The following is a 14,299-nucleotide window of genomic DNA, read 5'->3' on the forward strand; positions in this document are numbered from 1 at the left end:
CCTCCGGGGAGGGCGCCGGTCAGAGATCGAAGCCGCTCAGGACCTCGCGCTTCACGGCCTCGAAGTCGTTCGGCAGGTCGATGGGCGTGTTGGGGTGCTTGCTGGTCACGCCCTCGATGCGCCCCTCGTGGTAACGAATCTTGAACTGCGTGAACTTGAGCCCGTTGGCGGTGGAGACCACCACGATGCGCTGGCCCGGCTGGATGTTGCCCGCCGCGACCTGCTTCTCGAGGGCAGCGAGCGCCACGCCCGTGTGTGGGCAGGTGTAGAGGCCGCTGCGGTCGGCCGCAGCCGAGGCCTCAGCCAGCTCGGCCTCGGACGCCTGCTCCACGATGCCGTCGAACTTCTTCAAGGTGCGGATGGCGCGCCGCACGCTGACCGGGTTGCCGATGCGGATGGCGCTGGCCTCGGTGGCGCCGGCGGTGATGGCCTCGAAGTTCTCGTAGCCCGCCTTGTAGGCGCGGTAGAGCGGGTTGGCCTGCTCCGCCTGCGCAAGCATGAGGCGCGGGCGACGCTTGACGAGGCCCAACTCGAACAGCATGTCGAAGCCGGCGCCGAGCGCGGCCACGTTGCCCAGGTTGCCGCCGGGGATGATGACCCAGTCCGGCAGGTCCCAGTCGAACTGCTGGGCGATCTCGATGGCGACCGTCTTCTGGCCCTCGAGCCGCAGCGAGTTCATGGAGTTGGCGAGGTACACACCTTCTTCGAGGGCGAGCTTCTGCACGATGGCCATGCAGCCGTCGAAGTCCGTGTCGAGCGCGCAGACCTTGGCGCCGTTGGCGAGCGGCTGCACCAGCTGGGCGGTGCTGATCTTGCCCTTGGGCAGCAGCACCACGCTGGGGATGCCGGCGCTGGCGCAGTAGGCCGCGAGCGCGGCGCTGGTGTCGCCCGTGGAGGCGCACGCGATGGCCTTGATGGGCTTCCCGTCCGCGATCATCTGCTTCACGGTGCTGACCAGCACGGTCATGCCGAGGTCCTTGAACGACCCGGTGTGCGAGTTGCCGCAGTTCTTGATCCACAGCTCGTCCAAGCCGAGGCTCTTGCCGTAGCGCTCCGCCCAGAAGAGGTTGCTGCCGCCCTCCGCGGTGCTCACCACGTTCTCGGGGCGCACGTGCGGCTGCACCCACTCCTTCTTGCCCCACACGCCGCTGCCGTAGGGCCACTGGCGCGTCATCCAGCGCTTGTCGAAGATGCCCTTCCACTCGTCGGCGGTCTTCTCCTTGAGCGCCGCCATGTCGTGCGCCACCTCGAGGAGCTCACCGCATGCCGGGCACTGGTAGATGACGGTGTCGAGGGGCCAGCTGCCGGGACAGCCCGCGGTGCAGCGGAAGGACGCGCTATAGGACATGATGGCGCGAGTATATCGGGTCGCGGGGGTGTGGCCAGCGCAAGCAGTGCAGCAGCGGACTTAGGGCGCCGGCGTGGCGGCGGGGGTGCCCGTCGTGCTGCCCCCTCCGGCAGCGGCGGCGCGGCGACGCTCGGCCTCGCGGGCCCACGCCTCGAACTGCCGGCGCGCCAGGTCGAGCCCATAGCGGACGTCGTCGGCGGTGGCCCGGCCGCGGATCTCCACGCGCTCCCCCTGCGGGACGAACGTGAAGCTCTGCAGGACGCTCACCCGGTTGCCGAGCACCATACGCACGGCAAAGCTCTGCACGGCTCCGTCTCGTTGGGCGGTCCAGTAGGCGATGGCGTCCGCGGCCAACTGCTCGCTGGGGAACACGGCCACCCCGTCGATGGCCACGATGCGCGGACCCACCTCCCGAATGGCCAGGCGCGCACGGAGAGGGATCACGTCCGGATTGCCGGCCGACATGAGGAACGCGTGCACGCCCTCGATCTCGAGGCTGAGCCCTTCGTTGGGGCCCATCGAGAGGAGCACGTCGGGACCGACGGCTTCTTCGAGCCCCTCGGCCTCCCCGCCCCGGGCGGCGCGCGCCTCCGTCATGGCGAGCGCCACCGCGAGATCTTCCGAGCGCGAGATGGTGAAGTGCTGCGGGCTGAGCATGGCCAGCACGCGTGGCGTGTTCCCCTCGTTGGCCCAGGGGGCGACCTGCACTCCGTCTTGCGTGGCCCACGTGGCTTGCGTGCCGCGCGCGTCGGCCATGCGGTCCACGGCGGCGCGCGTGAAGGACTCGTCGTGCACGTGCCGTCCAGCCACCAGGATGCGGCTGCGAAGCCGGTTGGGAGTGGCGATCAGCACGCGCTCGAGGTCGTTGAGCGGGTCGATGCCCGAGCCGCCGAGCAGCTCCTGCCAGTCCGGGACCGCCGCGATCAGCGCGCGCACCTCGTTGGCCACCACGGACTGCCGCAGGCGCCCCATGTCGAGGCGCAGGGCCAGCTGAGCACCGGCCGGGATGCGCGCCGGGCCATGCACCGTGGCGCTGGCCACGGGCAGACGCGACACGTTCGGGCCGGCATCCGTGCTGGCGTCCGGGCCCGCGTCCGCCACCTGGAGCGGCACTCCGCCATCGAGGCCGTCGCTGCCGAGCCCGCCGGCGTCGTTCACCGCCGCGTCGTCCATGCCACCGTCGATGCCCGCCATGACGCCCGCGTCCATGGCCATGACGCCCGCGTCTTCGGTCGCGTGCGCACCCGGCCCGTCGCCCTCGCCGTCGCCCTCGTCGCCGGCAGCGCTCTCGTCCAGCGCTTCTTGGATGGGGGGCGCGTTGACCATCACGGCCTCCATGGCCTCGGTCATGCCGAACTCCACCTGGTCGGGCATGCCGAACTCGAAGTCCAGCTCGGGCACGGTGGACATCTCCGCGACGGTCAACGCCATGCCGGCATGCAGGCCGAGCGAGATCGCGAGCGCCAGGGGGAGGGCGTATGGGGTGAGGCGGCGCGCGCGCACGGGCTGTTCGACGCTACCCCGAGAGGGGTCATTCATGGGGCGAGCGGGGGACAGGGGTTGACGGAGCCATGAGGTCGGTTCAAGGGTTCCCGCGAGCTTCGGGCATAGAGCGCCGGTCCTCGAAGTTCATGAATGGTGCCACGGCGCGTTGTGTTCCTCATGTCCGCATTGTCCTCGACTCACGCCACGTCTCCGCGCCGCCCACTCACAGGGCGCGCTCTCTCTAGCATCCTTCGCCGGGCCGGTCTCTGGCTGATGCTCGCATGCGTGGGCACGGGCTGCGGTGGGCAGGCCAGCGAAGACGCCACCGAAGAGACCAGCGGCTCCACCGAGACTGCCGCAGGCGATCCGACGGCAGCCGGGCAGGCCGACGCCGAAGACGGCGGCGCGGAAGACGGCGGAGCCGAGGACGGCGGCGCCACGGCAGGGACCACGCCCAAGCGCATCTTCGCGCAGCGCTTCGTGGTGGCCATTCGCGAGAGCCCGGCCGAGACGGCCACGCGCATCGGACGCATGCGCGCGGGCTCGGTGCTGAACGCCAAGACGGCGGCTCCCGTGGGCTTCACGGACTGCCCGGCGGGCTGGTACGAGCTCGAGACGGGCGGCTTCGTCTGCAACCGGCGCGAGGTCATCGCGTTCGACGGAGACCGCCTGCCCGAGGTGCGCTTCCGCCAGCCCCGCATGGCGGACCCGCTGCCCTACGAGTTCGGCTACATCCGCAGCGAGGTCCCGGTCTACCGGCGGCCGCCCACGGATGAAGAGGCCATGGAGCACGAGGGTTGGCGTCCGCCCGCGCCCGAAGGGGCCGAGGGCACCGAGGGCAACACCACCGCGCCGAGCGAGGGCGGCAGCGCCCAGGCCGCAGCGGAGCCCACTCCGGCCGCCGTGGAACCGCCCACGCCGGCTGCTCCCGTGGAGGCGACCCCCACCCCTCCGGTGGCGGTCGCCGAGGGCACCGAGGTGCTCCCCGAGGAAGAGCCCGAGCCCGTCACGCTGGACTCGCTGCGCGGCGAAGGCGTGGTGCACCACCGGGCCATGCGCGGCTTCTGGGTGAGCCTCGACCGCCGCATCCGCTCCGGCCCGCGCAGCTACTGGCGCACGCAGAGCTCGCTCTTCGTCCCCGCGCGCGCCATCACCACGCGCCCCGGCAGCACCTTCGCGGGCTTGGCGCTGGACGAGACCACCACCCTCCCGGTGGGCTTCATCTCGCGCCGCCAGGGCATCAACGCCGAGTCCATGGACGAGCGTGGCCGCCTGCGCCGCGCCCGCCGCATGTACCACCGGGACTCCTTCGCCATCGCGCGCGAAGAGACCGTGGGCAACCGCCTGTACTACGTCACCGCCGAGGGCCTCTACTACCGCGCGGACCAGGTCATGAAGGTAGACCGCATCGAGCGCGAAGCCCGCATCCCGGCTGGCGTGAAGTGGATCGAGGTCAACCTCGAGAACCAGACCCTGGTGGCCTACGACGGCGATCGCCCCATGTACGTCACGCTCATCTCGTCCGGCCGTGTGAAGCGCCGCGGCGACGAAGACCACGACCACCACACCCCGACAGGCGTCTTCCGCATTCGCGAGAAGCACATCACCAACACCATGGACGGCGACGGAACCGTGGTGGACGGCCCCTACAGCATCGAAGACGTGCCCTACGTCCAGTACTTCTGGCGCTCCTTCGCCTTCCACACGGCCTTCTGGCACGACAACTTCGGCCGCACCAAGAGCCACGGCTGCGTGAACATGTCGCCCGCCGACTCACGCTGGCTCTTCAACTGGACCACCCCTGGCCTCCCCGGCGGCTGGCACTCGGTCTGGGCCCCGGAGGGCGAAGCCGACACCGCGCCCACCTACGTCTGGGTCCACGGCGAGACCCCGCTCGGCTGAGCAGCACCGCAGCCTCCACTGACAGAAAGTCCACGCACCACCAGAGGTCTGGCGTAGAGTCCCCCCAAGGTGACTCCATGACGACTGGCACGGCTGCGCGCATCGACCGCGGAAACTTGGCGGACCACCTCCGCACCCTCGGCTACGAGCCCACCCCCATCGCCAACGACACCTGGCGCGCCCACCTCAAGGCCGCCGGCCGCACCTTCCCCCTCTTGGTGCGCACCCACGAAGGCTACGTCACCTTCGCCATCGTCCCCCTCCTCAAGACCCCGAGGACGGCATCCACGCCGCCAAGCTCTACAACGAGCTCCTCCGCCTCAACCACGTCTTGATGTTCGCCAAATTCTCCATCGACGACGACCTCGACATCGTCCTCTCGGTCGAATACCCCCTCGGCCAGCTCGACCCCAGCGAAGTCGCCGACGCCCTCTCGGCGCTAGGCCACTACGCGGACCAGCACTTCACCGCCCTGACCCAGCTCCTGGCTTGATCGCGACGCGTCCAAGTCCCTTCCGGTGTTGAGCCCGCATTCGCGTCCGTGATAGCGTCGGCCTCATGCAAGGACTGTGGAACTCACTCGCGGCAGCGATGTTGCCGCTCGCTCTCTTGATGTCGCTCACCGTCGATGGGGGATGCGCCACATCCTTCACCGGTTCCGCTCGCGTCGAAGGCGGCGCCGCCACCTGCCGACAGAAGTGTGAGGCAGACGGCCTCTACTTCGCAGGCATGGTTCACATGGGCGAGTACACCAACGGCTGCATCTGCTCCGTGGATTCGGGAGCCGCGGCGGTCCAGAAGGCAGTAGGCGGTGCCGCTGCCGCCGCCGTCGGGGTCGTCCTCCAGATGCGGGCAGGCCAACAAAGCGCTTCGCACTGAGCCCTGCGGCCAGCGAGTAGCCCTAGCGCGCCCCAGCCAGCCCACGTGAGCCCAGTCGAGCCCCCACGGCCACCCCCCTCCGCCACGCGGAGGAGGCCGCCACGCCCGACGGGAGCCACCGGCCAGCCCACCGCGGGTCCAGGCCCTACAAGGGCCGGGGCGGGGCGGGGGTCAGCAAGGGCGTGGGGAGGACCCCCAAAAGCAAACGCAGCGCGCAGCGCGAAGTGCCGCTTTTAGGGAGGACCCGACAGGACGCGCCAGCGCGTCCGTGCCCGCCGCGACCCCCGCCCCGCCCCGGCCGATCGATCCCGCAAGCGCCCGGTGGACCCAGCCGACCCAAGGAGGAGGTTGCGCGGCCCCCACCACAGTGGTACTTTCCGGCCGCCATTGTAAGAATCCTTGCAAGGGTGGACTCCCGGGTCCGCCCTTTTCGCATTTCTGGGGGTTCTTCGGTGCCGGTCTCGATCGGCAGTCCACCATGTCCAAACGCACCGACGCACTCATCACCACGCTCGAAGCCATCATCGAGCCGGTCTGCCTGGCCCACGGGGTAGAGCTGGTCGAGGTGCGCCATGTGCCCCAGAAGTCGGCCTCGGTGATTCGCATCACCATCGACCGCGCGCGCGCCGACGGCAAAGACGGCAGCGACATCACGCTGACCGACTGCACCGACGTGAGCCGCGACGTGTCGGCGGCCATGGACGTGCACGAAGAGGCCATGCCGCCGATGTACCACCTCGAGGTGAGCTCGCCCGGCATCGAGCGGCCGCTGGTCAAGCCCGCCGACTTCGAGCGCTTCGCCGGTCGCGAGGTCGCGCTGCGCACGCTGGTGCCGTTCGGGCCCACCAAGCAGCGCAAGTTCCAGGGAGTCCTCCGCGGTCTGGTCCGCGCCGAGGGCGAAGAAGAGTTCGTTGAGTTGAACGTGAGCGGGGCGGATGTGCGCATCCCCTTCGAGTCCATCACCCAAGCCAACCTTGTGTATCGGTTCTGAGCCGCGCGTCGGCAGCAGGGAATGTCATGAGTCAGGGCAACATGTCTCTTTCAAGCGTCATCGACTTGGTCAGCCAGGAGAAAGGCATCGACCGCTCCGTGCTGGTCGAGGCCACCGAGCAGGCCATCCTCACCGCGGCCAAGCGCACCTTCGGCCCCGACCGTGAGCTCGAGGCGCGGTACAATGAAGAGAGCGGCGCCGTCGACCTCTTCCAGTACATGACCGTGGTCGAAGAGGTGGACGACCCCGAGCTCGAGATCTCGACCGAGGACGCGGAGCGTCACGGCCTCGAGGCCGAGGTGGGCGAGGAGCTTGGCTTCCAGATCTTCTACCTGGCCGGTGACATGGAGCGCGCCCGCGAGCAGGACCGCCTCTTCGGGCACCTCCTGGGCATCTCGCAGCAGCGCCAGGGCTTCGGCCGCATCGCAGCGCAAACGGCCAAGCAGGTCATCATCCAGCGCGTGCGCGACGCCGAGCGCGAGCGCGTGTTCAACGACTACAAGAACCGCATCGGCGAGATCGTCACCGGCGTGGTGCGCCGCTTCGAGCGCGGCAGCAACATCATCGTGGACTTCGGCAACGGCGTGGAGGCCGTGCTGCCGAGCCGCGAGCAGACCCCGCGCGAGAGCTACCGCCCGGGTGACCGCGTGGAGGCGCTCCTCAAGAGCATCGACCGCGAGGCGCGTGGCCCGCAGATCATCCTGTCGCGCACCGACGTGGGCCTGCTGGTGAAGCTCTTCGAGCGCGAGGTGCCGGAGATCTTCGAGGGCATCGTGCGCGTGGTGGCCGCGGCTCGTGAGCCGGGCGCTCGCAGCAAGATCGCGGTCAGCAGCCGCGACAGCGACGTGGACCCCGTGGGCGCGTGCGTGGGCATGAAGGGCTCGCGCGTGCAGGCCGTGGTGCAGGAGCTGCGCGGCGAGAAGATCGACATCGTGCCGTTCGACCGCGACCCGGCGCGCTTCGTGTGCAACGCCATCGCGCCCGCCGACGTGTCGCGCGTCGTCATCGACGAGCAGAACCACTCGATGGAGCTCGTGGTGCCCGACAGCAAGCTCTCGCTCGCCATCGGTCGCCGCGGCCAGAACGTGCGCCTCGCGTCGCAGCTCACCAAGTGGCGCCTCGACATCGTGAGCGAGGTTCGCTTCAAGCAGATGGAGGAGGAGGCCATCGAGGTGCTCGGTCGCGTGGGCGACGCCAACCTCGGCCGCACCCTCTACCGCCTGGGCTTCCGCACCCTGGACGAGGTCGCCGAGGCGAGCCTCGAAGAGCTGGCCGGCATCGAGGGCGTGACCGACGCCGAAGAGCTGCGCCGCCTGGCCGAGGTCGAGGTCGAGACCATGCGCAAGGAGCGCATGGTGGAGCTGGCCAAGGGCGACGAGGTCCCCAACGACAAGCTCAAGTTGCTGCTCGTGCCGGGTGTGTCGCAGCGCATCGTCGACGCGCTGGACGCCGGCGGCTACGGCTCGCTCCAGGCCATCCTGCGCGAGACCGACGTGGACCGCTTCGCGCTGCAGGCCGGCCTGGACGCTGCCTACGCCAAGGAGCTGAAGCAGGGCGTGGAGGAGTTCGTGAAGGGTCCCTGGGCCCAGCTCGAGGCCACCATCAAGGCCAACCGCGCCAAGTCCCGCAAGGCGGCGGCCGACAAGGCTGCCGTGGCGGCGGCCGAGAAGGCTGCTTCGGCAGCACCGGCCACCCCCGACTCGGCCGACGACGACGACGACGAAGTGCAGGACGCGTAGCCTCGAGGCGACGCGGTATCCATGAACGCCCAGGAAGCGAACGAGGAACCCGAGACGCACCCCGAAAGGATGTGCGTGGGCTGCCGGCAGAAGGCCGAGCGGCAGGACCTCGTGCGCTTCGCGTTGGGTCCCACCCCTCCATACGTTGCCCCTGATCCGGGACGGCGGCTGGGCGGGAAGGGGGCCTCGGTGCACCCGACGCGGGCTTGCCTCGAGCGGGCCATCGCTCGGGGTGGCTTTGCCCGGGCGGCCAAGCAGCCGGTCCACCTGAACCTCGACGCGATCGTGGCCGCCCTGGTGGCGTTCGAGCAGCGTCGTGCCAGCAGCCTCCTGATGGCCGCGTATCGCAGTCGCAAGCTCGTTCTGGGCACGGATGCCGTGCGGGAAGCGATGCGCGCGGGTGGCATCCCGTTGCTGGTCGTGGCACACGACGCCGCAGGACGAAGGTTCGAGATTGAGAAAGCCGCGGAGCGCTTGGGCACCGCGTGTGTGGTGTTCGGCGACAAGGCAGCGCTCGGCGCGTTGCTTCGCAAGGATGAGGTCGGTGTGCTCGCCCTCCTCGACGCTGGAGTAGCTGCTGAGTTTGCTCAGGCGGCTGCGAGAATACGGGCACTTAGAGAGGACGAAGGTTAGTGCGAGTCTACGAAGTGGCGCGAGAGCTCGGGATCGAGAACAAGGAGCTCATGCGGCGGATCTCGACGCTGGGGATCCCCGTGAGCAATCACATGAGCGTCCTCGAGCAGTTCCAGATCGAGCAAATCCGTCGCGCAATCGACAAGGAAAACGCCGGGAACGTGGTCGAGGAGCGAATTCGCCCCACCGTGGTTCGCCGTACGCGCAAGAAGGAAGCTGGGGCTGACGAGGCGCCCGCTGCCACGCCGCCACAGGTCGAGGAGCGCATCGCCCGCCCTGCCGTCCCGATGGCCAGCGAGCCCCGTCCTGCCGCAGCCGTCGTGAAGCAGGCCCCGCGCGCCGAGGCCGCCCCTGCGCCGCGTGTGGAGGCCGAGCCCACCCGCGCCGAGGCCAAGGCACCCGAGAGCGTGCCCGTCGCCAGCACCCCGAGCCGTGATCCCGAGGAAAACGAGGCGCCGGTGCGCCGCGCCGAAGCCAGCCCCGTGGCGGCACCTCGCGCCGAAAGCCAGCCGGAAGAGGCGCCTCGTGCGCCGCGCCCGAGCGATCAGCGTGGCCCCAGCCAGCCCGTGCGCCGGCCTGTGGCGTCCGAGTCGGACGACGCCCCCGCCCGCGTGGTGCCTCGCTCCGAGCTGCGCGCCGAGAGCGAGACGGTCGCCGTGAAGGTGCCCGCGCCCACCCAGGAAGAGCTCGAGGGCATGAGCGACGATCGCTCGTCCGTGGCTCCGTCCAGCACGTCCGAGCGCTTCGCGCACACCCACCTTCCGCCGGGCGTCACGCGTCGTGGCAACACCGTGGCCACCAGCTCGCTCACCGTCTCCGACGAGAAGCGCCGCAAGATCGTCGCGCAGCACCAGCAGCAGCAGACCCAGACGCGTCGTAAGATCGTCAACCGCTCCAGCATCGGTCCGGCCGGTCGTCCGCCGGCTCGCCCCGCTCGTCGTCCGAAGCCGGGCGCGCCCGGAACGGTCAAGCGGCTGCGCCCGCTCGAGACCTCGTTGCCCGGCGCCCAGAAGCGCATCATCCGCATCGAGGACCAGATCCAGCTGCAGACGCTGGCTCAGCGCATGAGCCTCAAGGCCACGGATGTGCTCATGGAGCTCATCCAGCAGGGCGTCACCAACGTGCACATCAACAGCACGCTGGACGCGGACACCGCCACGCTGCTGGCGTCGGTGTTCAACTACGAGGTCGAGAACGTTGCCCGCACCGAGGACGAGATCGTCGGCGATGCGCGTGGTGACTTCGAGAACCTCGAGTCGGACCGGGCCCTGCGTGCCCCCGTCGTGACCGTCATGGGCCACGTCGACCACGGCAAGACCTCGCTGCTGGACAAGATCCGCAATGAGACGGTGGCCGCGGGCGAGGCCGGCGGCATCACGCAGCACATCGGTGCCTACCGCGTGGAGGTCATGCTGGAAGGCGAGGCCCGCAGCATCGTGTTCCTGGACACGCCGGGCCACGAGGCGTTCACCGCCATGCGCGCTCGCGGCGCAGACGCCACCGACGTCGTCATCCTCGTGGTGGCGGCCGACGACGGCATCATGCCGCAGACGCGTGAGGCCATCACCCACGCCAAGCAGGCGAAGGTGCCCATCGTGGTGGCGCTCAACAAGTGCGACCGCGAAGACGCCCAGCCCGAGCGCGTGAAGCACGAGCTCGCCTCGCTCGGCTTGCAGCCGGAAGAGTGGGGCGGCGAGACCATCTTCGTGGAGACCAGCGCGCACACGGGCCTCGGCATCGAGCGCCTGCTGCAGTCCGTGCTGCTCCAAGCCGAGCTCTTGGACCTCCAGGCCAACGTGAACATCCCCGCCGAGGGCGTGGTGCTCGAGGCCAAGCTCGACCGCGGTCGCGGTCCGGTGGCCAACGTGCTGGTGCGCGACGGAACGCTGAAGCCGGGTGACTACGTGGTCGCGGGTCAGGCCTGGGGCCGCGTCCGCGCCATGATGGACGACCGCGGGCGCATCGTGAAGGTCGCTGGTCCGGCGACGCCCGTCGAAATCCTGGGTCTTCAGGACCTGCCCTCCGCTGGCGACATGATCTACCAGGTCAAGAACCAGAAGAAGGCTCAAGAGGTCGCGGAGTCGTACAAGAAGGCCGGCGGCAAGCCCATCCAGGCCCAGATGTCCGGCGCGCGCGGGCTCGAAGAGTTCCAGAAGATGATGAACAGCGGCGACGTCGAGGAGCTGCGCTTGGTCTTGAAGGCCGACGTGCAGGGCTCGCTCGAGGCGCTCAAGAAGTCGCTGTTGGCGCTCACGACCGACAAGGTCAAGGTCAACATCATCCTGAGCGGCGTCGGTGGCATCACCGAGAACGACATCATGCTGGCGGCCGGTGGCAACGCCATGGTCATCGGCTTCAACGTGCGGCCGCAGGGCAAGGGCACGGCCATCGCCAAGAAAGAGCGCGTGGACGTCCGCAACTACTCCATCATCTACGAGGCGCTCGATGACGTGCGCGCGGCGATGCGGAAGCTGCTGGCGCCCAACTACATCGAGAAGGAACTCGGCAAGGCGCAGGTCCGAATGGTGTTCACCATTCCGAAGGCCGGCACCATCGCAGGCTCCATGGTCTTGGACGGCAAGATCCTGCGCACCGGCAAGGCGCGCGTGGTCCGGGCTGGCGAGGTCCTCTTCCGCGGCGACGTGGCCTCTCTCCGTCGCCACAAGGACGACGTGAAGGAGGTCGGCACCGGCTTCGAGTGCGGTATCGGCCTGGCCGGCTTCAACGAGATGCAAGAGGGCGACATCATCGAGGCCTACGAGCTCGTGCAGATCGAGGCGACGCTCTAGGGCGCCGGTCCTCGCCTTTGCATCTCTGCCCGTCAGGGCACACCCTTGAGAGACGGCGATGCCACGATCAGAGCAGAAACGCAGCGTTCGCGTGGCAGAGCGCGTCCGGGCCGAGGTGATGGAGCTGCTCCTGCGCGGCGCCATCCGCGATCCGCGCGTGAAGGATGTGCTGGTGTCGGAGGTGCGCGTCACCGACGACCTCGGGCACGCCCGCGTCTACGTGCGCACGCTCCAACCCTCCGACGAGAAGCGGCGCGTGGAGGTGGTCAAGGGCCTCGATCACGCGGCCGGCTTCATCCGCCGCGAGGTGGGCGCCAAGCTGGGGCTGCGGTACACGCCGGCGTTCCAGTTCTTCTGGGACTCCGTCATGGACTCGGCCCTGCAGATCGAGAGCGTGCTCGCCGAGATCCGGGCCGACTCCGAGGTGGCCGAGGCTGCGGCAGCCGCCGAGGGTGAGGCCGGCGCAGGCGCGCAGCTGCCTAACACCGTCGAGGACGAGCCGTGAAGGGCATCGACGAGGCGGTGCGTATGGTCCAGGAAGGCCAGCGCTTCCTCGTTGCGTGTCATCGCCGCCCCGACGCCGACGCGTTCGGCAGCGCGCTGGGCTTTGCCGCCGTGCTCCAGGAGCTGGGCAAGGACGCCACGCTGTATGTGCCGGACGAGCTGTCGCTGCCGCTGCACTACCTGGCGGACTGCATGCCGCGCGTGCGCGAGCTGCCTGCCGGCGCGCGCTTCGACTCCACTTGGGTGATGGACACCGCGGCCAAGTCGCTGTTGCCGGACGGGCTGCCGGGGCACGAGGTGCGCGGGCCGCTCATCATCGTGGACCACCACGCTGCGCACGATGACGTGGGCGACCTCAAGCTGCGCGACACGGAGGCTTGCTCCACGGGCGAAGTCATCGCCACGCTGGCCCGTGAGCTGGGGGTCTGGCCGCTCCCGCGCGCCGCCGCCACGCCGCTCTACGCTGCCATCGTGGCGGACACGGGTGGCTTCCGCTATCCGGCCACCAAGCCCAAGACGCTGCGCCTGGGGGCCGACCTGCTGGAGGCCGGCGCCGACCCGTGGGAAGCCGCGTACGAGCTCTTCGAAGGCTGGGAGCAGCCGCGCATGAAGCTGCTGGCGTCCATCTTGGACACGCTCGTGGTGTCCGACTGCGGGCGTCTCGCCATGCTGCGCGTCACGCGCAAGATGCTGGCCGACGTGGGCGCCAACGACGACATGGTGGAGGGCATGGTCAACTACGGGCGCATGCTTCGCGGGGTCGAGATCGCGGCGCTGCTGTGGGAGTGGCCTGGGGACAACGGCGCCCTCGACACCAAGATCAGCCTGCGCTCGCGCGGCACCGCGGACATCAGCCTCATCGCCGTGGCCCTCGGCGGCGGCGGCCACCGTAACGCCGCGGGCGCGCAGTGCAGCGAAGACCTCGACACCGTGGCCGTGCGCATCCGCCGTGAGGCGCTCGCCATCTTGGGGCCAGCGTGCTGACGCGCTCTGGTCGAGCGAGCTGAAGGGACACCCGTGGCCAAGCCGCGCCCCCCGAAGCTCGCGCCCGTGGACGGCTTGCTCGTGGTGGACAAGCCCATCGGGCCCACTTCGCATGACGTGGTGCAGTGGGCGCGCCGGGTGCTGGGCACGTCACAGGTGGGCCACACGGGCACGCTCGACCCGATGGCCAGCGGTGTGTTGGTGCTGGGAGTAGGGCAGGGCACCAAGCTGATGCCGCACCTGGGCGCCGAGGACAAGCGCTACGAGGCCACGCTGCGGCTGGGTCGCGGCACCCGCACGCTGGACGCCGAGGGCGAGGTGCTGGAGCGTGTGCGCGTGCCGGAGGGGCTCACCCTCGAGCGCGTGCGCGAGGTGGCCGCCACGTTCGTGGGCACGCTGTCGCAGCAGGCACCGGACGTCAGCGCGATCAAGGTGGGGGGGCGGGCGCTCCACGAGCGCGTGCGTGCGGGCGAGACCGTGGACGCGCCGTTTCGCGACGTGGTCTGCCATGCTCTCGAGGTGCACGCGCTTCAGCCGGTCTTGAATGACCCCGAGGGCGCGCTCGACGTGACGCTCGCGCTGCACACGGGCAAGGGTTACTACGTGCGCTCGCTGGGGCGCGACCTGGCGCTGGCGCTCGGGACCGTGGGGCACCTGGTGCAGCTGCGGCGCACCCGCAACGGGGCCTTCGACGTGGAGGGTGCGCTCGATGGCGCGCTGCTGGCGGGTGTGCACGACGACGCCTGCAAGGTCGCCACGCGCGCCGCCGTTCGTCCGCTGTCCGAGGCCGTTTTGTCGCTGGGTGCGCTGCAGGTGAGTCCTGCCGCGGTGGCCGAGCTGCGCTTCGGACGCCCCCTGTCACTCGAGGCGCTCTCGCCCGTGACCTCGTGGGACGAGGTGCCCGCGGTGCCCGTGTTCGCGCTGCTCGACGAAGCGGCTGAATTGGTGGCGCTGGTGGAGCGCCGCGACGACCGCTTGTACGTGGTGCGGGGGTTCCCCGCGAAACCCAGCCAGGAGGCCGAGTGGAGCACGTTGACTACCTGAT

Annotated in this window: 13 protein-coding genes; 11 read left to right on the forward strand and 2 right to left on the reverse strand. The window is 69.7% G+C overall.

Features of this window, described 5'->3' with window-relative positions; all coding sequences use genetic code 11:
• Positions 1–19: 19 nt before the first annotated feature.
• Positions 20–1,348 carry a threonine synthase gene (thrC, locus tag IPI43_08215; protein MBK7774111.1) on the reverse strand — a complete coding sequence of 443 codons (1,329 nt, stop codon included), beginning with the start codon at positions 1,346–1,348 and terminating at the stop codon, positions 20–22.
• Between the two features lie 60 nt (positions 1,349–1,408).
• On the reverse strand, positions 1,409–2,887 hold the full coding sequence (locus tag IPI43_08220) for a hypothetical protein (protein MBK7774112.1): 1,479 nt from the start codon (positions 2,885–2,887) through the stop codon (positions 1,409–1,411).
• A gap of 219 nt (positions 2,888–3,106) precedes the next feature.
• On the opposite strand from IPI43_08220, the gene IPI43_08225 reads away from it, so the two are divergent.
• From IPI43_08225 to truB, 11 genes are all read left to right on the forward strand, one after another.
• The gene (locus IPI43_08225) at positions 3,107–4,735 is read left to right on the forward strand and encodes a L,D-transpeptidase family protein (GenBank protein MBK7774113.1); all 1,629 of its coding nucleotides are present in this window, start codon (positions 3,107–3,109) and stop codon (positions 4,733–4,735) included.
• 77 nt (positions 4,736–4,812) lie between these two features.
• On the forward strand, positions 4,813–5,070 hold the full coding sequence (locus IPI43_08230; GenBank protein ID MBK7774114.1) for a hypothetical protein: 258 nt from the start codon (positions 4,813–4,815) through the stop codon (positions 5,068–5,070).
• Positions 5,067–5,228, forward strand: a complete 162-nt coding sequence (locus IPI43_08235; GenBank protein MBK7774115.1) for a hypothetical protein — start codon at positions 5,067–5,069, stop codon at positions 5,226–5,228. Before IPI43_08230 ends, IPI43_08235 begins: the two co-directional genes overlap by 4 nt.
• 65 nt (positions 5,229–5,293) lie before the next feature.
• Positions 5,294–5,614, forward strand: coding sequence for a hypothetical protein (locus IPI43_08240; GenBank protein ID MBK7774116.1), 321 nt, complete (start codon positions 5,294–5,296; stop codon positions 5,612–5,614).
• Positions 5,615–6,092: 478 nt separating this feature from the next.
• Complete coding sequence (locus IPI43_08245; GenBank protein ID MBK7774117.1) at positions 6,093–6,605, forward strand: ribosome maturation factor RimP; 513 nt, start codon at positions 6,093–6,095, stop codon at positions 6,603–6,605.
• Positions 6,606–6,631: 26 nt separating this feature from the next.
• On the forward strand, positions 6,632–8,344 hold the full coding sequence (nusA, locus tag IPI43_08250) for a transcription termination/antitermination protein NusA (protein MBK7774118.1): 1,713 nt from the start codon (positions 6,632–6,634) through the stop codon (positions 8,342–8,344).
• Between the two features lie 21 nt (positions 8,345–8,365).
• Positions 8,366–8,977, forward strand: a complete 612-nt coding sequence (locus IPI43_08255; protein ID MBK7774119.1) for a DUF448 domain-containing protein — start codon at positions 8,366–8,368, stop codon at positions 8,975–8,977.
• Positions 8,977–11,766: a translation initiation factor IF-2 gene (gene infB, locus IPI43_08260; GenBank protein MBK7774120.1), complete on the forward strand. Its 2,790-nt coding sequence runs from the start codon at positions 8,977–8,979 to the stop codon at positions 11,764–11,766. Before IPI43_08255 ends, infB begins: the two co-directional genes overlap by 1 nt.
• A gap of 91 nt (positions 11,767–11,857) precedes the next feature.
• The gene (rbfA, locus tag IPI43_08265) at positions 11,858–12,271 is read left to right on the forward strand and encodes a 30S ribosome-binding factor RbfA (GenBank protein ID MBK7774121.1); all 414 of its coding nucleotides are present in this window, start codon (positions 11,858–11,860) and stop codon (positions 12,269–12,271) included.
• On the forward strand, positions 12,268–13,254 hold the full coding sequence (locus tag IPI43_08270; protein ID MBK7774122.1) for a DHH family phosphoesterase: 987 nt from the start codon (positions 12,268–12,270) through the stop codon (positions 13,252–13,254). The genes rbfA and IPI43_08270 overlap by 4 nt, the downstream gene beginning before the upstream one ends.
• 33 nt (positions 13,255–13,287) lie before the next feature.
• A complete protein-coding gene (gene truB / locus IPI43_08275) occupies positions 13,288–14,298 on the forward strand; it encodes a tRNA pseudouridine(55) synthase TruB (GenBank protein ID MBK7774123.1) in 1,011 nt (336 codons plus the stop codon).
• Position 14,299: the final 1 nt, after the last annotated feature.

This window comes from Sandaracinaceae bacterium, from assembly GCA_016706685.1.
GTDB lineage: Bacteria > Myxococcota_A > Polyangia > Polyangiales > Houyiibacteriaceae > JADJJE01.